The organism is Enterobacter sp. MGH 37, assembly GCF_000534515.1.
Lineage (GTDB): Bacteria > Pseudomonadota > Gammaproteobacteria > Enterobacterales > Enterobacteriaceae > Enterobacter > Enterobacter kobei.
Genome location: NZ_KI973205.1, coordinates 1,730,796 through 1,749,628, shown reverse-complemented (window position 1 = coordinate 1,749,628; position 18,833 = coordinate 1,730,796). Strand labels below are relative to the sequence as shown.

The window sequence follows — 18,833 nt, the reverse complement described above, 5'->3', positions numbered from 1 at the left end:
ATTATTGTTGGGTGGCACCATGGCATATCGTCGTCCACACTTATCTCTTTACCGAAAAGAGAGGTTAGTGATGCCCTACAAAACGAAACGCGAATTACCTGATAACGTGAAAAATGTCCTGCCTGAACACGCGCAGGATATCTACAAGGAAGCGTTTAACAGCGCCTGGGATCAGTACAAAGATAAAGACGATCGCCGGGATGATGCCAGCCGGGAAGAGACGGCGCATAAGGTCGCCTGGGCCGCAGTTAAACATGACTACGAGAAAGGAGACGATGATAAATGGCATAAAAAGAAATAGCCGTGAAATAATTCGCTGCCTTCATTTTGACTTTTCAGGCGGTTGAACTTCCGTTGTATTGCAACTGGTCCGCTAATTGCTTATCGTTATTTCACTGCTGGCAAAATGACCAGAAAAAAATGCCGGGAAGGCGCATTACAGATGTCGCAAGGAAGCATGCAGTGGCGGAGGTGTAAAGTGTTAACGCGTGATTTCTTAATGAAGGCAGATTGTAAGACGGCATTTGGTGCTATTGAGGAATCGCTTCTCTGGTCAGCTGAACAACGTGCGGCGTCGCTTGCTGCCACGCTTGCCTGCCGCCCGGATGATGGCCCGGTATGGATTTTTGGCTACGGTTCGCTGATGTGGAACCCGGCTCTGGAATTTGTCGAATCGGCAACGGGAACGCTGCCTGGCTGGCACCGCGCATTTTGTCTGCGCCTGACGGCCGGACGCGGCAGTGCGTGTCAGCCTGGTCGCATGCTTGCACTGAAAGAGGGCGGACGCACCACGGGCGTGGCGTATCGCCTCCCGGATGCCACGCTCGAAGAGGAGCTGACGCTGCTCTGGAAGCGCGAGATGATCACCGGCTGCTATATGCCGAGCTGGTGCAAGCTGGAGCTTGACGATGGACGTACCGTCAATGCGCTGGTGTTTATTATGGATCCACGCCATCCGCTGTATGAAGCGGATACCCGCACGCAGGTCATCGCCCCGTTGATTGCCGCCGCCAGCGGGCCGCTGGGCACCAACGCGCAGTATCTCTTCTCCCTCGATCAGGAGCTGACCCGCCTCGGCATGAAGGACGATTGTCTGAATGAGCTGGTGGTAAAGGTGAGGGCGCTGCTGGAAGGGAACCCTGTCAACAGCACGCTGCGACCGGGTTTTGCCTGATAATACGCCCGGCTGGCCGGGCGTTTACTCTTATGCTGCCACGTAGCTGACGGAATGCTCCAGCGACTGACTGTGGCTGTCGATCAGCACATCCCATGTGCCGGTATACGGCACGGTAAGCCACGCTTTATCATCCTGCACGGTCAGAATATCCGCCTGGGATTGCTTTTGCGCTTTTGAACTCATGAGATGTATGCGGCAGCGTTCTGAGCAACGCACCACTACCGTATCCCCGCCGAACAGTTTCAAACTTGTTTTTACCAGTGCCATTTTTTACCCCGTAGTCTTAAACAACGCTCTCCCTGCAGCCATATCCGAGCGTGATGTTGTTCACAATTCACTCGTTGCATAACACCAAAGGGGGAGAGTCGGGATGCTGATTTTGATCAAAAAATGGCATAACGATTAAACAAAAATGACAAAATTCCTCAAAAGTTAGGCTGGCGCGCGTTTTACCCGCGAAACGCGCGCCGGGGGAACATTAAATGCGGAAATGGCCGGCCGTTTCAGCAAGGTCGCCCGCCTGGCTCTGCAGAGCACCTGCGGCGGCGGCGGACTGCACCACCAGCTCGGCGTTCTGCTGCACCATTCTGTCGAGATGGGTCACCGCATGGTTAATCTCATGGATGCCTTTCATCTGTTCGCTGGTGGCGATGGATATTTCGCGCATGATGCCGGAGACGCTGCCGATGCTGGAGCGGATCTCATCCATGCTTTCACCGGCCAGATGCACATAGCGCGAACCGGTCGCCACGCTATCGGTGGTGGAATCAATCAGGGATTTGATCTCTTTCGCCGCCTGGGCGCTACGACTGGCGAGGTTACGCACTTCCCCGGCTACCACGGCAAATCCGCGGCCCTGCTCACCGGCACGCGCCGCCTCGACGGAGGCGTTCAGCGCCAGAATGTTGGTCTGGAAGGCGATACCGTCGATGACGCTGGTGATATCACCAATTTTTGCGGACGCCACTTCGATGGACTGCATTGTGCTGATGGCCTGAGAAACCACTTCACCACCGCGCGCGGCAGCCGCAGACGCTTTGCTTGCCTGATCGTTCGCTTCCGCTGCCGATTCATTCGATTGCGTGACGGAGGCGGTGATCTGCTCCACCGCGCTGGCGGTCTCGCGAAGGCTGGACGCCGCCTGCTCGGTACGCCCGGAAAGATCCTGGTTGCCAGCCGCAATTTCCTGCGCGGCATTTTTCACCGACGCGCTGGCGTCACGGAGTTGTACCATCACGACGGAAAGCTTATCGCTGAAGGCATTAAAGGCCTGCGCAATTTGCGCCACTTCATCATTGCCGCTGTCCGGCAAACGCTGGGACAGATCGTTGGTTCCGTTGGCAATGTTATGCATCGCATCACGAATGTCAGACAAGCGCTTCAGCAGACGGGCAATCAGGACGTGAACAATGGCGCCGCTCAGGAGTGCCAGGATCACCAGCGAAATCGCCGACGCTTTCAGCAGGGAACGCATGCCGGAGGTGGCATCGCTGTTGTCGAGCGCGACGACCAGCAGCCAGTTTGTGCCCGGCACGGCTGAGGCAATGAAGGTCTTGTCTACATCATTCAGGGTTCCGTCGACCGGATTACCGCGTTTCAGCGCCGCAAAGTCGATCCCTTTGATCGTCTCGGCAAACGGCTTCAGGGTCAAAGCCGGATCGTTGGCGGCAATCACGGTACCGTCACTGTTCAGGAGCAGCCCGCTGCTGGCGGGTGTTGGGTGGATGCCGCGCACGTTTGCCACGACGCTATCCATGGCGACATCGCCCGCCACAACCGCTTTCAGGACGCCATTTTCTTTCACCGGTACAGCAAACGTCACCACCAGCTTTCCGGTACCGGCATCAACATAGGGTGCCGTCACTACCGGGCCGTCCGTGCTCACCACCTGCTGATACCAGGGACGAATGGTCGGATCATAATCCGCCGGGACACCCGCAGGTTCAGAAAACTTCGCCGTCTTGCTCGCATAACCCACATAGACGTTAGTGAATCCCCCCGCCTGCGCCAGTTGTTTAAACACCGGAACCGGGTCGTCAGCCAGCGCGACGCTTTGTGCGGAGGTAATCACCGTCATTTTGCTTTTGGCCCAGTCGGCAATCGCCATGTTGTGGCTGGCGCTGGTACTGGTCAATATATCGCGCTGTGACTGCTGGTTATCCTGGCGCGTGACCTGGAAGTTAATAACGGTATTGAGAAGAAGGGCGACGACAAGGCAACCTGTCGTCGTGGCGATAATACGTGCGCGAATCGATCTGAACATAAGTGAAATACCTGCTGTGTTGTTTCCATGCCTATCGGCAACCCCGCAGGTAAACTTGATGCTGAAACCGCGTCCATAAGAAAATAATATTTTTACGGGATTATTATTAAAAAGTTAATACTTTATCTGCGGTCAGCGTCCATTCGGCCAGCTCAACCAGCGTCCCGATTTCTACGCCCTCTATCAGCGGCAGAGTGGTAATCCCGCGTCCGTCGGTACAGGTCTTGCACAGTTTCACCGGCACATTTTGCGCGGTCAGGATCTCCAGCATCTGCTGAATGTTATAGCCTTCTGCCGGCTTTTGGCCCTTCAGCCCGGCGGTGACGGCATCCGACATTAAAAAAATCTGTAATGCCAGGTCGCTCTCTTTTTCACGTAGCGCAATGGCCAGACGCAGGCTGTTAAAAAGAGATTCGCTGCCGTAGGCCGCCCCGTTGGCGACGATCACAATCTTCTGCATGTTGACTCCTGTTCTTATAAAGGCACGAATATTGCTTAGTTCTCCGGAGTTTCGCTGTCCGGGAGAGTAAGCATGACATTAATGGCTGGCATTTCGCCAGGTGCAACCGAATGGCTTCAGCGCGCGAGGCTGATGCGCCGGGAGCAGCTCAGCAAGCTGGCAGAGCTGAACGTGCTGGTGCACGGCATTAGCCAACTGGTACATATGCTACAGTGCGAGCGCGGGGCATCCAACGTCTGGCTCTGTTCACAGGGTAAGCTCTACGCGCCTGAATGCAAAGCCAGCCGGGCACTGGTAGACGAAAATCTTGCTGCGCTGAATACGATACTTGGCAAGCAGTCCCTCCTCCCGGGGAGCGCCGTCTGCGAACGTATCGGTAATGCACTGCATACGCTGGACACACTTCCCGCGCTGCGTGACGGGGTGAGTCAACAAACCCTGACGGCCCCGCAGGCCATGGAACATTACTCCCGCATGCTTCGCCATCTGCTCAGTATCGTGCCGCAACTCAATGACAGCATTGACGATCCGCAAATCGCGGGCCGGTTTGTCGCCCTTTACAGCCTGATGCAGGGGAAAGAGCTGGCGGGACAAGAGCGGGCCCTGGGGGCGATAGGCTTCACGCAGGGTTTTTTTGATGACGTTACCCGCCAGAGACTGGTAGATCGCATTGACGGGCAGCAAGCCTGCTTTGAGATCTTCCTCTCCCACAGTCAGGCTGACGTTCAGGCCACTTTCTCCCTCAACTGCCAGCCCGACCGTGAGACGGAGCAACTCCGGCGCGTGGCCTGTACCCGCCAGCCTGCCGCGGATAATGGCCATACCGCGCTGGCGTGGTTTGCGCTGCAAACGGCGCGGCTGGAGCATCTGCGCGCGCTGGAGGAGACAATCATTGCCGATCTGATGGTCGCGGTGGATGAGCGGATTCAGCGTGACGAGGTCTATCCGCATCTCGCAGATGAACTGGAGGACCCGCTGGCGCATTACCCGGATAAACCCCTGCTGCCTCTGGTTCGCCAGCAGGCGCGCGAGATTGAGCAGCTCTCCCGTCAGCTTGCGTCGCTGCGCGATACGCTTGAGGAGCGAAAAACCATTGATAAAGCAAAAAGCGTGCTGATGACCCACCAGAATATGAGTGAGGAGCAGGCCTGGACAACGCTGCGCAAAATGGCGATGGACAAGAATCAGCGCATGGTGGATATCGCCCGGGCGCTGCTTACGGTGAAAAGCGTGTGGCAGATAACCCCAAAGGAGTAGCTGCACAATCAGTGGGCATGTTGTGCCTGATTGGGGTGCGTAATGGCGAGCAAAACCCGGCTGTCGGCCCTGAAACAGGGTGTTCAAACCTGGCATTGACTTTGCATTATTGAATTAACCATTTTTGACGGTGCGCCAACGGCGGTGCATCAGTCTTCGGGATAAAGGCGTCCAGCGGTGCTTCGGCACTGTGGGCGCTTTTTTTTGGCTTTTTTCAGGAGTGGTCATGGCGGATTTGTCGAGACGACGGTTTTTGCAGGCCAGCATGCTGGCGAGTGGCGCAGTGTTATTACCGGGTGTCATGCAGGCTGCCTGGGCGGCAGGCTCGGATAAACCGGAGCAGGAGACGGTACGTATCGGATTTATCCCGCTGACCGACTGTGCGCCGGTGGTTATCGCAGCCCTGAAAGGCTTTGATAAAAAATACGGTATCACCATCGTCCCCACCAAAGAGGCGAGCTGGGCAGCGGTACGCGACAAGCTGGTGGCGGGGGAGCTGGACGCCGCGCACATTCTTTACGGTCTGCTGTACGGGCTTGAACTGGGTATTGCAGGCAAGCCGCAGCAGATGGCAAACCTGATGACGCTTAACCAGAACGGTCAGGCCATTACGCTCTCCAGCGATCTGGCGGAGAAGGGGGTTCGCGATCTTGACGGGCTGAAAACGCTGGTCGGGCAGCAGGCGCCTGGCACTTACACTTTCGCGCACACCTTCCCGACCGGAACGCACGCCATGTGGCTTTACTACTGGCTGGCGAGCGCAGGCATTAACCCCTTCGATGACGTGCGCACGGTGGTGGTGCCGCCGCCGCAGATGGTGATGAACATGCGCATTGGCAACATGGTGGGCTTTTGCGTCGGTGAGCCTTGGAACGCGAGGGCGATTAACGACCGCATTGGCTTCACCGCTGCCACGTCGCAGTCCATCTGGGCAGATCATCCTGAAAAAATTCTCGGCACGCGTCGCGACTGGGTGGAGAAAAATCCGCACACCGCCCGGGCGCTGGTGAGCGCCGTGATGGAAGCCGCGCGCTGGATAGAGGCGTCCCCGGAAAACAAACGTGAAACCGCGCAGATCCTCTCGCGCCGGGCGTGGCTCAACTGCAAAGAACAGTATCTCACCGGGCGAATGCTCGGGGAATACGACAACGGTCTGGGGCAGCGCTGGCAGGACGCGCACCCGATCCGTTTCTTCAACGAGGGTGCCGTCAGTTATCCGTACCTCTCTGACGGCATGTGGTTCTTAACCCAGTTCCGCCGCTGGGGCTTGCTTAAAGCCGCGCCGGATTACGTGGGTATTGCGCAGCGCATTAACCAGACCGCGGTCTGGCAGGATGCTGCCACCGCCGTCGGCGGACTCTCCACACCCTCATCACCGTATCGCAGCAGCACGCTGATGGACGGTACCGTCTGGAACGGAACCGATCCGGAAGGGTACGCCAACCGTTTTGCCATTCACCGTAAAGGGGCCTGATTATGCCGCATCTGCAAAACACAAAACCACAAGAGAAGCCTGAGAGCGGGGAGGTGATTGTCCTGCCACCGTTACAGGTTCGTCGTCGTACGCCTGCGTTGGCGCGTCGAATGAATGATGTTTTACAGCGCGTCATTCCGGCGTTTCTGGGGCTGGGGCTGCTGGTGGTGCTCTGGCAACTGGCAGCGATAAACAGCAAAGGCTTCCCGACGCCGCTCAGCACGCTCGACTCGGCCATAACCCTGTTCGCCGATCCGTTTTATCGCGACGGGCCAAACGATATGGGTATAGGCTGGAACGTGCTTGCGTCACTGCAGCGCGTCGCCATCGGCTTTGGTCTGGCAGCGCTGGCGGGGATTCCGCTGGGCTTTCTGATTGGCCGCTTCACCTTTTTCTCGCGCATGTTCAACCCGCTAATTGCCCTCCTGCGGCCGGTTAGCCCGCTGGCCTGGCTGCCCATCGGCCTGCTGCTGTTCCAGAAAGCGGAGCCAGCATCAAGCTGGACCATATTTATCTGCTCCATCTGGCCGATGGTCATCAACACCGCGGAAGGGGTGCGCCGTATTCCACAGGACTACCTCAACGTCGCCCGGGTACTGCAACTCTCTGAGTGGACCATTATGCGCCGCATTCTCTTTCCTGCCGTGCTGCCTGCGGTGCTGACCGGGGTACGCCTCTCCATCGGTATTGCCTGGCTGGTGATTGTCGCCGCCGAGATGCTCACCGGAGGCTTAGGCATCGGCTTCTGGATCTGGAACGAGTGGAACAACCTCAACGTCGAAAACATTCTCATCGCCATCGTCATTATTGGCGTGGTCGGGTTGCTGCTGGAGCAGGGGCTGATGCTGATTGCCCGTCGCTTTAGCTGGCAGGAAAAATAAGGAGCGAAGATGAAACCATTAATTCAGGTCCAGGGCGTGAGCCAGCGCTTTTCTACTGCCAGCGGCGAGTTTCTGGCGCTGCAAAACGTTTCGTTTGATATTCACGAGGGCGAAACCGTCAGTTTGATCGGCCACTCCGGCTGCGGCAAATCGACGCTGCTGAACCTTATTGCCGGCATTACGCTGCCGACGGAAGGTGGGCTTATCTGCGACAACCGCGAAATTGCCGGGCCGGGCCCCGAGCGCGCGGTGGTGTTTCAGAACCATTCCCTGCTGCCATGGCTCACCTGCTTTGACAACGTCGCCCTGGCGGTGGATCAGGTGTTCCGTCACACCATGAGCAAGTCTGAGCGTAAAGCGTGGATCGAGCACAACCTCGACCGCGTGCAGATGGGGCATGCCTTGCATAAGCGCCCGGGGGAGATCTCCGGCGGCATGAAGCAGCGCGTGGGCATCGCCCGCGCGCTGGCGATGAAGCCAAAAGTGCTGCTGATGGATGAACCGTTCGGCGCGCTGGATGCGCTGACGCGAGCCCATCTGCAGGACTCGGTGATGCAGATCCAGCAGGCATTGAACACCACTATCGTGCTGATTACCCACGACGTAGATGAGGCAGTGCTGCTTTCCGATCGCGTGCTGATGATGACCAACGGCCCGGCGGCGACCGTCGGAGAGATCCTGCGCGTTGATCTGCCGCGTCCGCGCAACCGGGTTCAGCTGGCGGACGACAGCCGCTACCACCACATGCGTCAGCAGATCCTCCATTTCCTCTACGAAAAACAGCCGAAAGCGGCGTAACGAGGGGGCTTTGATGCGACTGGTCATTATCGGGAATGGAATGGCGGCCACCCGGCTGATTGACGGGCTAACCGGGCGGGCCTCGGGTCGTTTTGCTATCACCGTCGTCGGTGATGAGCCTGAGCATGCCTATAACCGCATTCAGCTTTCGCCGGTGCTGGGGGGCGAGAAAGCGGCAGCGGATATCTGTCTTCAGGATGAGGACTGGTACCGGGTACGTGGCGTTACGGTGCTGCGGGGCGAAAGGGCGCTTGCCGTGGACGTGGTCTCACGGGAAGTGCGAACCGCCACCCGCACGCTGGGCTGGGATGCCCTGGTATTTGCCACCGGTTCAACGCCTTTTGTTCCGCCGATCCCCGGCGGTGATGCGCCCCATGTGTTCACGTTCCGCACCCTGGAGGATACCTGCGCCATTCAGGCAGTTTCCGGTCCGGCGGTGGTGCTGGGGGGCGGCGTGCTTGGGGTTGAGACTGCGGCAGCACTGGCACGCTCAGGTGACAACGTCACGCTCGTTCATCGCGGTCCGTGGCTGATGGAACAACAGCTGGATCAACAGGCTGGCGCGCTGCTGGAGGAGGCGCTGGCGGAACGGGGCGTGCGCTGTGAGCTTGCCTCCGGCATCTCGGCAATTAACGACAATACCGTGACGTTGCTCAATGGACGCAGTATTGCTGCGGCGCGCGTGGTGCTGGCGACCGGCGTGCAGCCCAACATTGACCTGGCAAAGGCCAGCGGCCTTCATTGCGCGCGCGGGATTGTGGTGAATCACCAGATGCAGACCTCCGCGCCGGACATCTATGCCATTGGCGAGTGCTGCGAAATTGATGGCCAGACGTTTGGCCTGGTCGCCCCCTGTCTGGCGCAGGCCGATATCCTCGCCGCACGGCTGGCGGGCGACACCACTGCGCCATTTACCCTCACCGACAACGGTGTGCGCCTCAAGGTGACCGGCGTGGAGCTGTTCAGCCTGGGTCGCGCGGCGGAGCAGGAGGGCGACGTGGTCTGGCGTTCATGGGATCCGCTGACGCGTCACTATCGTCGCTTACTGATCCATCAGGGGACGCTGGCTGGCGTGCTGCTGATGGGAGATTGCCGCAACGCGGCGACATTTACCGATTTACGGGCAACGGCTGCGCCCGCACACGCGGACTGGCTGTTCGATCGATTCACTACGCAACCGCAGGTTGCAGGACAGAACGCTATGACAAAACCTACTCTGGTGGTGGTTGGGCACGGTATGGTCGGCCATCATTTTCTCGAAGATTGCGTTAACCGCAACTTACATCAGCAGTATCAGATCGTGGTCTTTGGTGAAGAGCGCTATGCCGCCTATGACCGGGTGCATCTGTCCGAGTATTTTGGCGGCCGCAGTGCGGATTCGCTCTCGCTGGTGGCAGGGGATTTTTTTGCTGATAACGGCATTGAGCTGCGCCTGTCGCAGCAGATTGTCGCCATTGACCGCGACGCGCGCGTGGTGCGTACCGCCAGTGGGCATGAAACGCACTGGGATAAACTGGTGCTGGCGACCGGCTCATACCCGTTTGTCCCGCCGGTACCGGGTAACGATCTGCCGGGCTGTTTTGTCTACCGCACGCTCGACGATCTCGACAACATTGCGGCCCATGCGGCGGGTGCGCGTCGCGGGGTCGTCATCGGAGGCGGGCTGCTGGGGCTGGAGGCAGCAAACGCCCTGAAACAACTCGGGCTCGACACTCACGTGGTGGAGTTTGCGCCCAATCTGATGGCGGTTCAGCTCGATAACGACGGCGCGTCGATGCTGCGCAAGAAAATCGAGGCGCTGGGCGTGGGCGTTCACACCGCTAAAGCCACCACGGAAATTGCGTCGACGGATGACGGGCTGGTGCTGCGCTTTGCCGATGGCGAAGCGCTGGAAACGGACCTGGTGGTCTTTTCTGCCGGTATCCGTCCGCAGGACGCGCTGGCGCGCAGCAGCGGGCTGGCTATCGGCGAGCGCGGCGGGATCTGCATTGACGATGGCTGCCAGACTTCCGACCGTGACGTGTTTGCCATTGGCGAATGCGCGTTGTGGGAAGGGAAAATCTTTGGACTGGTTGCCCCGGGCTACCAGATGGCACGCGTGGCCGCCGCCGCGCTGGCAGGGGAGGATAAAACCTTCACCGGCGCGGATATGAGCACCAAACTCAAGCTGCTGGGCGTGGATGTGGCGTCGTTTGGCGACGCTCACGGGCGCACGCCGGGGGCGCTGAGCTACCAGTGGACGCACGGCCCGCAGCAAATCTACAAGAAAATCGTGGTCAGCCACGACAGCAAAACGCTGCTCGGCGGCGTGCTGGTAGGTGACGCCAGCGAATACGCCACGCTGGTGCAGATGATGCTCAATGGAATCAGCCTGCCGAAAGCGCCGGAAACCCTGATATTACCCGCATCCTCAGGCAGCGCGCCAAAAGCGCTGGGCGTGGCGGCGCTGCCGGAAAGTGCGCAGATCTGTTCGTGTCATAACGTCAGCAAGGGCGATATTTGCCAGGCCGTGAGCGCGGGCGCAACGGATATCGGTGCCATCAAACAGTGCACTAAAGCGGCGACCGGTTGCGGGGGCTGTAGTGCGCTGGTGAAGCAGGTGATGGAGTTTCAGCTTGCTGAACAGGGCGTGGAGGTGAAAAAGGATATCTGCGAACACTTCCCCTGGTCACGCCAGGAAATTTACCACCTGGTGCGCGTCAACCATATCCGCACCTTTGACCAGCTCATCAGCCGCTACGGTCAGGGACACGGGTGCGAAATCTGTAAGCCGCTGGTCGGGTCCGTGCTGGCTTCCTGCTGGAACGAGTATCTGCTTAAACCGGCGCATCTGCCGCTGCAGGACACCAACGACCGTTACTTTGCCAATATTCAGAAGGACGGAACCTATTCCATCGTGCCGCGTATGCCCGCCGGGGAAGTGACCGCCGACGGGCTGATCGCCATCGGCCAGATTGCAAAGCGCTATAGCCTTTACAGCAAAATCACTGGCGGGCAGCGTATTGACCTTTTTGGCGCCACTCTGGAACAGCTACCGGAGATCTGGCAGGCGCTGGTGGAAGCCGGATTTGAGACCGGCCACGCTTACGGGAAATCTCTGCGCACGGTGAAATCCTGCGTTGGGTCGACCTGGTGCCGCTATGGCGTGCAGGACTCCACCGGCCTCGCGGTCAAACTGGAGCACCGTTACAAAGGCCTGCGCGCGCCGCACAAAATCAAAATGGCGGTTTCCGGCTGTACCCGCGAGTGTGCCGAGGCGCAGAGCAAAGACGTGGGCGTCATTGCCACCGATAAAGGCTGGAACCTCTACCTGTGCGGCAACGGCGGCATGAAGCCGCGCCATGCGGATCTCTTCGCCAGCGATCTGGACGATGAAACGCTGATCCGTACCGTTGACCGGTTCCTGATGTTCTACATCCGCACGGCGGATCGCCTGCAGCGCACCAGCACCTGGATGGACAACCTGGAAGGCGGCCTCGACTATCTGCGCGAGGTGATCCTCGAGAACAGTCTGGGTATTGCCCACGAACTGGAGCAGGAGATGGCCCGGGTGGTGGAAACCTACCAGTGCGAATGGCAGACCACGCTCAACGATCCCAACCGTCTGGCGCTGTTCCGCACCGCTGTGAACGACACTGCCGCAGAGCAAGGCAAACGCTGGCAGGAAATCTGCGGTATCGAGGATATCCCCGAACAGGCGGGCATTGGCGCGCGTCTCGGTCACAATGCGATTGCGCTGTTCCGCTTTGGCAAAACCGTTTATGCCCTCGACGACCTGGAGCCAGGAAGCCGTGCGAACGTGCTTTCTCGCGGCATTCTTGGCGATGCGGCGGGGGAGCCGGTGGTGATCTCTCCGCTTTATAAACAGCGCATTCGTCTGCGCGATGGCTGTCAGGTTGAAAATGGTGAGCCTGCGGTACGCGCCTGGCCGGTGAAAATCGAAAACGGCAAAGTGTGGGTCGGTAACGATGCCCTGGTCATGCGTGCGGAGGCTTCATGACAGAAACCCGGACAACATGCCCCTACTGCGGGGTGGGCTGCGGCGTGGTCGCCCGCGTGGAAGGCGGCGTGGTCAGCGTTCGGGGAGATGAAACCCATCCGGCGAATTTTGGTCGCCTGTGCGTGAAAGGGTCCGCCCTGGGGGAGACAACCGATTTACAGGGGCGGCTTTTGCGCCCGGTCCTCGACGGTCATGAGGTGGACTGGACGCAGGCACTGGAGGCGGCAGGTGAACGGCTCCAGCACATTATCGACACATGGGGGCCGCAGGCGGTGGCGTTCTACGCATCCGGCCAGCTGTTAACCGAGGATTACTACGCCGCCAACAAACTGATGAAGGGGTTCATCGGGGCGGCGAACATTGATACCAACTCCCGGCTCTGCATGTCGTCAGCGGTGGTGGGTTATAAACGTGCCTTCGGTGAGGACGTGGTGCCGTGCAGTTACGAGGACGTGGAGAACAGCGATCTGGTGGTACTGGTGGGCTCGAATGCCGCCTGGACGCACCCTGTTCTGTACCAGCGGCTGGTGCAGGCAAAGCAAACCCATCCGCAGATGAAGGTGGTGGTGATTGACCCGCGTGAAACGGCTACCTGTGATATCGCTGACCTGCATCTGGCGCTAAAACCCGGCAGCGATGCGGGGCTGTTTGTGGGGTTGCTCAATGTGATCCAGGGAACCGACGCGTGGCCGATGGCCCGCGTGGCGGCGTTTTGCGACCTCCCGGAGCAGGAAATTGGTGTGTTTTATGACTGGTTTGTCACCGCGCCACGCGCGATCACGCTCTACACCATGGGGATCAACCAGTCATCGAGCGGTAGCGACAAGTGTAACGCCATCATCAACGTCCATCTTGCCAGCGGAAAATTCAACCGCCCGGGCTGCGGTCCGTTTTCGCTGACCGGACAGCCAAACGCCATGGGCGGACGGGAAGTGGGCGGGCTGGCAAATCAGCTGGCGGCGCACATGAACTTTGAGCCGGACGACCTTTCGCGGGTGGCGCGTTTCTGGGGAACGGAAAGGCTGGCGCAGACGCCAGGCCTGATGGCGGTTGAACTGTTTGATGCCATTGCCCGTGGCGAAGTGAAGGCGGTGTGGATCATGGGCACCAACCCAGCGGTCTCGCTGCCGGACAGTCACGCCGTATGTCAGGCGCTGGCAGGCTGCCCGCTGGTGATTGTTTCTGAGGTCATGAACGATACCGACACCAGCCGGTTCGCCCATATCCGTTTTCCGGCGCTGGCCTGGGGGGAGAAGGACGGCACTGTGACCAATTCCGAGCGGCGTATTTCGCGCCAGCGCGCCTTTCTGCCTGCCCCGGGAGAGGCAAAACCGGACTGGTGGATCGTCGCGCAGATTGCAAAACGGCTGGGGCACGGCGACGCCTTTGCCTGGCAACATCCGCACGAGATTTTTTGCGAACACGCGGCGCTGACGGCTTTTGAAAATGACGGCACGCGGGCATTGAACCTGCATGACCTGGCTGAACTTACCCGGGAAGCGTGGGAGCGGCTGGAGCCGTATCAGTGGTCAACGGGGGATTTTCCGCGCCGAAACCTGGTGCCGGTCGATCCGGTCCAGCACGGTGCGGCAGTCAGCACGCTGTACCCGGTGATCCTCAATACCGGACGCATCCGCGATCAATGGCACACCATGACCCGGACGGGGTATGTGTCCCGGCTGATGCAGCATATCGCGGAGCCGTTTGTTGAGGTCTGCGCCAGCGATGCCGTGCGGTTCTCGTTGTGTGATGGCCAGCTGGCGCGGATCAGTTCGCCGCGCGGCGTGATGGTCGCCAGAGTGCGAGTCAACCGCGGCATCCGGCAAGGCGAGGCGTTTGCCCCGATGCACTGGAACGCGGTGTTTGCCCGTCAGGGAAAGGTGAATGCGCTGGTGGAAGGGCGCTGCGATCCGGCGTCGGGCCAGCCGGAGAGCAAACAAACCGCCGTTCGGATCATGCCCTGGCTGCCCGTCTGGCAAGGGGTGCTCTATACCCACGAACAGCCGGCGTTACCATCCTGGGTTCACTGGTGGCGTAAAGCCTCGCATCTGACGGTATCAGGAGATAAACCGTTTCTTTCGTGGGTCATGAACTACGCCAGCAGTCGGGGCTGGCAGTTACAGGTTGCTCAAACCGGCGAACGCAGTAGCGTGCTGGCCTGGCATGAAGGTCAGCTGATGCTCGGCTTCTGGGAAGGCACCACGTTACCGGAGCTGGTACACCCGATCATTGACGCTGCTTTTCGCTCGCCCCCCACGACGCCTGCAGAGCGTCATGCGCTGCTGAACGGGCAGGGTGTGGAGGAGACGGCGGATCCGGGACGCATTATCTGTAGCTGCTTCAGCGTCGGAGAAAATGCGATTCGGGAGGCGATAGCCGGAGGGTGCGAAAGCGTCGCCGCGCTGGGGGCAACGTTACGGTGCGGCACGAACTGTGGCTCCTGCGTTTCGGAGTTGAAAGGACTGTTTGGATGATGGTGTAAGCGCGTCGGGTGGCGTAGCCGCCACCCGACAATCAGTTTCAGGATAATCCTGAAATTTCCGCCAGAACTGCATTTCCAGGCTTATCGCGTTAACATAATAAGAGTTTATCCATAAACACAGGTTCTTTTTTACGACGTTGATGGTTGTATCGTCCCGCATTCGTTTTCTGCTCTTACTCCCCCTTCTTACGGCCGGAGCCGTTCACGGTGCGCCGCGTTCCTTTATCCAGCAGGCACAAAATCCTTTTGATAATAACGGGGATAATCTGCCCGACCTGGGTATGGCTGCTCCCTCAGGGGAAGGGGAAAAGCACCTGGCCGAAATGGCGAAAGCCTTTGGTGAAGCCAGTATGACCGACAACGGCCTGACAACGGGCGAGCAGGCGCGTCAGTTTGCCTTTGGTCAGGTGCGCGACGCGGTGAGCGGCGAAGTGAACCAGCAGATTGAGTCCTGGCTGTCGCCCTGGGGGAACGCCAGCGTCAATTTACTGGTCGATAACGCGGGCAAATTTAACGGCAGCAGCGGGAGCTGGTTTATCCCCTGGAACGATAACAACCGTTACCTGAGCTGGAGCCAGCTTGGCCTGACGCAGCAGACGGATGGCCTGGTCAGTAACGCCGGAATCGGCCAGCGCTGGGTCGCCGGAAAATGGCTGCTGGGCTACAACACCTTCTACGATAATCTGCTGGACGAAAACCTGCAGCGTGCCGGACTGGGCGCCGAGGTGTGGGGGGAGAATCTGCGCCTGTCAGCGAACTATTACCAGCCGTTTGCCGGATGGCGCGACAGGTCTGATGTTCAGGAACAGCGAATGGCGCGGGGATATGATGTCACCGCCAAAGCCTGGCTGCCGTGGTTTCATCACCTGAACACCAGCGTCAGCGTCGAGCAGTATTTTGGCGACAACGTTGATCTCTTCAACAGCGGAACCGGCTATCACAACCCGGTGGCGGTCAATCTTGGGCTTAACTATACCCCGGTTCCGCTGGTCACGCTGACCGCCGCGCATAAGCAGGGTGAAAGCGGCGAAAGCCAGAATAACCTCGGCCTGAAGCTTAACTACCGCTTTGGCGTGCCGCTGGTAAAGCAACTCTCCGCCAGTGAAGTTGCGGCCACGCGTTCTCTGCGTGGCAGCCGCTATGATTCCCCCGAGCGCAACAGCCTTCCGATTATGGAGTTCCGCCAGCGTAAAACGCTGTCCGTCTGGCTGGCTACGCCACCGTGGGATCTGAAAGGGGGGGAAACCGTCATGCTGAAGCTACAGATTCGTAGCACGCACGGCATCCGTCAGATCCACTGGCAGGGCGATACCCAGGCACTGAGCCTGACGTCGCCCGGGAAGGGTAACAGCAGCGACGGCTGGAGCGTGATTATGCCTGCCTGGAATGAGGCAGAAGGCGCGACAAACCGCTGGCATCTTTCGGCGGTAGTGGAAGATGAGAAGGGCCAGCGCGTCTCGTCCAATGAGATCACGCTTGCGGTGGTGCAGCCGCTGATCGCTATACCTGACGACGACCCGCGCTGGAAGCTGCTGCCGGATGAGTAATCCTTAGAAAATGCGTTCCTGATGTACCCACACGGCGGCCTCAACGCGGGATTTTAACTTCATTTTCTTCAGCATATGCTTCACATGCACTTTGACCGTGCTTTCGGTGATATCCAGACGGCGGGCGATCATTTTATTCGGCAGCCCCTGGGCGATTAGTTTGAGAATATCGCGTTCGCGCGGTGTTAACTGGCTGACGTCACGGTCAGACGTGGCGCGGTTGGCCCTCAGGCTGGCGGCCAGCACCGGCGTCAGGGCTTCACTCAGCACCATCTCGCCGGCCGCAGCCTGCTGCAGTGCTTTAAGCAGATCTTCCGGCTCCATATCTTTCAGCAGATAACCATCCGCGCCGCGCTTCAGCGCCGTGACCACATCTTCTTCATGGTTCGAGACGCTAAAGACGACGATGCGTCCGGAAAGCGATTTTTCCCGCAGCTTGTCGAGGGTCTCCAGGCCGTTCATGCCGGGCATGTTCAGATCGAGCAGGATCAGATCGGGATCGAGGGACTCGGCGAGCTCAATGCCCTGTTCCCCGTTGCTGGCTTCGCCAACCACGGTAATATCGGGTGCCATGCTGACCAGCTGTTTTACGCCAGTACGCAGCATCGGATGGTCGTCGATCAACAGGATGGATGCCGGTTCCTGATTAGTCATGGGTTTCTCCTTGAGAAGTTGTAAGCGGTTTTTCGGGAATAAAGGTGACCACGACTTCCGTGCCACCCGTCTCTCTCCGGCGAACCTGACAATCACCGCGCAGGCTTTGGGCGCGGTCTCGCATAATGATTAAACCATAGTGGTTCGTGCGCTCGGCATTTTCCGGCACGCCGCGGCCGTTGTCGTGAACCGTGAGTCTGACCTGGTTAGCGTGCTGGCTGACGGTGACCGTGACCGCTGTCGCTTCCGCGTGTTTAAGCACGTTGCTGAGTGCTTCACGGGCGATCTGCAGTAGATGAATAGCCTGATGTGACGGGACAAACCGTGGCGGCAGCTGGTAATCCAGCTTCACCGGGAACCCCAGCCGGGCGCTAAACTCCTGACAGCTGGCTTCCAGCGCCGGACGCAGGCCCGGCTCGGTCAGCTGCAGGCGGAAGGTGGTCAGCAGCTCACGCAGCTGTACCCAGGACGTATTCAGCTCGTTGCGTATCTGGCTGAGCAGCTGTTTATTACTGTCCGGCATCTGCGCATCCTGCATCTGCAGACAGCTTACCTGCATTTTCATACAGGAGAGCGATTGGGCGATTGAGTCATGCAGCTCGCGGGCGATGGTGGCGCGTTCTTCCATAACGATGAGCTGCTGCTGTTTTTCCTGATGCCTGTCGAGCGCCAGCGTGGCCGTTAGCTGTTCAACCAGCGTATCAACCAGCTGTTGCTGATCGTGGCTCAGGTGACGCCCGGCGGGCAGGGTCGCCAGCAGAATACCGTACTGGGTATGGCTGTCCGTTAGTCGCCATTTCAGAGTCGTGCCGCCAGTGGTCGACGGCGGCAGGCCGCGAGGGCATAAATGACAGCCTTTATCATCACAGGACATGTCGGACTGACAGGCAAACTCCTGATGATTATCTTCATCTTCCACGTCGTAAACGCGCAGTTCCAGGTCATGCAGCAGGGTCAGATTTTGCAGGCCATTCAGCACCGGGGAGAGGCGTTCACAGAGCGGCACCTGCATGTGCAGCCGGCGGTTGGCCTGCCACAGGAAAGAGAGGATTTCGTTTTTCTGCTCCAGCCCGGCCGTTTTTTCCTGTACGCGCTGCTCAAGCACCGCGTAGCTTTCAGACAGCTCTGCCGACATGGTGTTGAGCGCCTGGCCGAGCATCGCCATTTCGTTGCGTCCGCTGATGTGCGTGCGCTGGGTAAAATCCCGGGCGGTAACCGCCCGGGCCATGGCCAGCAGTTGTTTCCACGGATTCAGCAGCCGCGCGCGAAGCCAGATAATGGTGAAGATCAGCAGCAGGCCCATAAACAGCGCCATGGCACGGTGTACCATCACCACCCGATCGATGCGTAATTCAGTGGTTTGGTCAAAAGAGGAGACCAGGGCATCAATGCGTGAGACAAAACCCGCCACGTCCTGCGCGACCGTCTCCGGGCTTTGCGCCTGTTTCAGTCCGGGTTCCAGTTGAGTGTGCCAGTAGCCCTGAAGGGCTTTAAGCTGGGATTGCTGACCGGCGCGGATGGCTGCATTTTCCAGTTCAGGGCTGAAAGCCGTGCGCTCCATTTCATCAATGAGAGGCTGGTCGTCCTGCGTCAGAGGCACCGACGCCAGCAGACGGTAACTCTGCATGCGTAGCGAGCCTGCCCCATTGATGGCATGCGCATTACCCTGTACCCCTTGTACCAGCCAGCCGGAAATCGCCATGCCGGTTACGCCGAGTGCGGTGGACAGCAAAACGATCAGGGCTAACTGATTGACGAGTGTCAGCGGTGATAAACATCTTTTTAACATAGAGTTGCCGGGCTCCTGACGTGGCCTGCTTGCAGGAATGGCGCTATTCTG

The 18,833-nt window shown here is 59.1% G+C and carries 14 protein-coding genes; 9 read left to right on the top strand and 5 right to left on the bottom strand.

Features of this window, described 5'->3' with window-relative positions; translation table 11 throughout:
- The first annotated feature begins 70 nt into the window (after positions 1-70).
- Positions 71-301 (top strand): putative cation transport regulator ChaB, encoded by a 231-nt coding sequence (gene chaB / locus L383_RS15430; protein ID WP_014884191.1) that lies wholly within the window; start codon positions 71-73, stop codon positions 299-301.
- A 177-nt stretch (positions 302-478) separates the two neighbouring features.
- Complete coding sequence (locus tag L383_RS15435) at positions 479-1,174, top strand: gamma-glutamylcyclotransferase (RefSeq protein WP_023330588.1); 696 nt, start codon at positions 479-481, stop codon at positions 1,172-1,174.
- A gap of 30 nt (positions 1,175-1,204) precedes the next feature.
- On the opposite strand, the gene L383_RS15440 is transcribed toward L383_RS15435, so the two are convergent.
- From L383_RS15440 to L383_RS15450, 3 genes are all read right to left on the bottom strand, one after another.
- Positions 1,205-1,444 carry a DUF1883 domain-containing protein gene (locus tag L383_RS15440; RefSeq protein WP_010432930.1) on the bottom strand — a complete coding sequence of 80 codons (240 nt, stop codon included), beginning with the start codon at positions 1,442-1,444 and terminating at the stop codon, positions 1,205-1,207.
- A 211-nt stretch (positions 1,445-1,655) separates the two neighbouring features.
- Positions 1,656-3,440, bottom strand: a complete 1,785-nt coding sequence (locus L383_RS15445; protein WP_014884188.1) for a methyl-accepting chemotaxis protein — start codon at positions 3,438-3,440, stop codon at positions 1,656-1,658.
- Between the two features lie 106 nt (positions 3,441-3,546).
- Entirely contained in the window at positions 3,547-3,900 is a 354-nt protein-coding gene (locus L383_RS15450; RefSeq protein ID WP_014884187.1) for a DsrE/DsrF/TusD sulfur relay family protein, read from the bottom strand.
- Positions 3,901-3,972: 72 nt separating this feature from the next.
- On the opposite strand from L383_RS15450, the gene nasR reads away from it, so the two are divergent.
- From nasR to L383_RS15480, 7 genes are all read left to right on the top strand, one after another.
- Positions 3,973-5,157, top strand: a complete 1,185-nt coding sequence (nasR, locus tag L383_RS15455) for a nitrate regulatory protein NasR (RefSeq protein ID WP_023330587.1) — start codon at positions 3,973-3,975, stop codon at positions 5,155-5,157.
- 226 nt (positions 5,158-5,383) lie between these two features.
- Positions 5,384-6,631 carry a CmpA/NrtA family ABC transporter substrate-binding protein gene (locus L383_RS15460; RefSeq protein WP_023330586.1) on the top strand — a complete coding sequence of 416 codons (1,248 nt, stop codon included), beginning with the start codon at positions 5,384-5,386 and terminating at the stop codon, positions 6,629-6,631.
- A 2-nt stretch (positions 6,632-6,633) separates the two neighbouring features.
- Positions 6,634-7,512 (top strand): nitrate ABC transporter permease, encoded by an 879-nt coding sequence (ntrB, locus tag L383_RS15465; RefSeq protein ID WP_014884183.1) that lies wholly within the window; start codon positions 6,634-6,636, stop codon positions 7,510-7,512.
- Positions 7,513-7,521: 9 nt separating this feature from the next.
- The gene (locus L383_RS15470; protein WP_014884182.1) at positions 7,522-8,310 is read left to right on the top strand and encodes an ABC transporter ATP-binding protein; all 789 of its coding nucleotides are present in this window, start codon (positions 7,522-7,524) and stop codon (positions 8,308-8,310) included.
- Between the two features lie 13 nt (positions 8,311-8,323).
- Positions 8,324-12,310: a nitrite reductase large subunit NirB gene (gene nirB, locus L383_RS0123875; RefSeq protein ID WP_023330585.1), complete on the top strand. Its 3,987-nt coding sequence runs from the start codon at positions 8,324-8,326 to the stop codon at positions 12,308-12,310.
- Positions 12,307-14,784, top strand: coding sequence for a nitrate reductase (locus L383_RS15475; RefSeq protein ID WP_023330584.1), 2,478 nt, complete (start codon positions 12,307-12,309; stop codon positions 14,782-14,784). The genes nirB and L383_RS15475 overlap by 4 nt, the downstream gene beginning before the upstream one ends.
- A 148-nt stretch (positions 14,785-14,932) precedes the next feature.
- Positions 14,933-16,339, top strand: a complete 1,407-nt coding sequence (locus L383_RS15480; protein ID WP_023330583.1) for a YchO/YchP family invasin — start codon at positions 14,933-14,935, stop codon at positions 16,337-16,339.
- Positions 16,340-16,342: 3 nt separating this feature from the next.
- Here L383_RS15480 and narL read toward each other — a convergent pair whose 3' ends face one another.
- Both narL and narX read right to left on the bottom strand, forming a co-directional pair.
- The gene (gene narL, locus L383_RS15485; protein ID WP_008499531.1) at positions 16,343-16,993 is read right to left on the bottom strand and encodes a two-component system response regulator NarL; all 651 of its coding nucleotides are present in this window, start codon (positions 16,991-16,993) and stop codon (positions 16,343-16,345) included.
- The gene (narX, locus tag L383_RS15490; RefSeq protein ID WP_023330582.1) at positions 16,986-18,782 is read right to left on the bottom strand and encodes a nitrate/nitrite two-component system sensor histidine kinase NarX; all 1,797 of its coding nucleotides are present in this window, start codon (positions 18,780-18,782) and stop codon (positions 16,986-16,988) included. Before narX ends, narL begins: the two co-directional genes overlap by 8 nt.
- Positions 18,783-18,833 lie beyond the last annotated feature (51 nt).

Excerpts from the sequence above, each read along its gene's own strand:
- chaB (WP_014884191.1), top strand. The coding sequence starts at position 71 with ATGCCCTACAAAACGAAACGCGAATTACCTGATAACGTGAAAAATGTC.
- L383_RS15440 (WP_010432930.1), bottom strand. The coding sequence starts at position 1,444 with ATGGCACTGGTAAAAACAAGTTTGAAACTGTTCGGCGGGGATACGGTA.
- L383_RS15445 (WP_014884188.1), bottom strand. The coding sequence starts at position 3,440 with ATGTTCAGATCGATTCGCGCACGTATTATCGCCACGACGACAGGTTGC.
- L383_RS15450 (WP_014884187.1), bottom strand. The coding sequence starts at position 3,900 with ATGCAGAAGATTGTGATCGTCGCCAACGGGGCGGCCTACGGCAGCGAA.
- nasR (WP_023330587.1), top strand. The coding sequence starts at position 3,973 with ATGACATTAATGGCTGGCATTTCGCCAGGTGCAACCGAATGGCTTCAG.
- L383_RS15460 (WP_023330586.1), top strand. The coding sequence starts at position 5,384 with ATGGCGGATTTGTCGAGACGACGGTTTTTGCAGGCCAGCATGCTGGCG.
- ntrB (WP_014884183.1), top strand. The coding sequence starts at position 6,634 with ATGCCGCATCTGCAAAACACAAAACCACAAGAGAAGCCTGAGAGCGGG.
- L383_RS15470 (WP_014884182.1), top strand. The coding sequence starts at position 7,522 with ATGAAACCATTAATTCAGGTCCAGGGCGTGAGCCAGCGCTTTTCTACT.
- nirB (WP_023330585.1), top strand. The coding sequence starts at position 8,324 with ATGCGACTGGTCATTATCGGGAATGGAATGGCGGCCACCCGGCTGATT.
- L383_RS15475 (WP_023330584.1), top strand. The coding sequence starts at position 12,307 with ATGACAGAAACCCGGACAACATGCCCCTACTGCGGGGTGGGCTGCGGC.
- L383_RS15480 (WP_023330583.1), top strand. The coding sequence starts at position 14,933 with ATGGTTGTATCGTCCCGCATTCGTTTTCTGCTCTTACTCCCCCTTCTT.
- narL (WP_008499531.1), bottom strand. The coding sequence starts at position 16,993 with ATGACTAATCAGGAACCGGCATCCATCCTGTTGATCGACGACCATCCG.
- narX (WP_023330582.1), bottom strand. The coding sequence starts at position 18,782 with ATGTTAAAAAGATGTTTATCACCGCTGACACTCGTCAATCAGTTAGCC.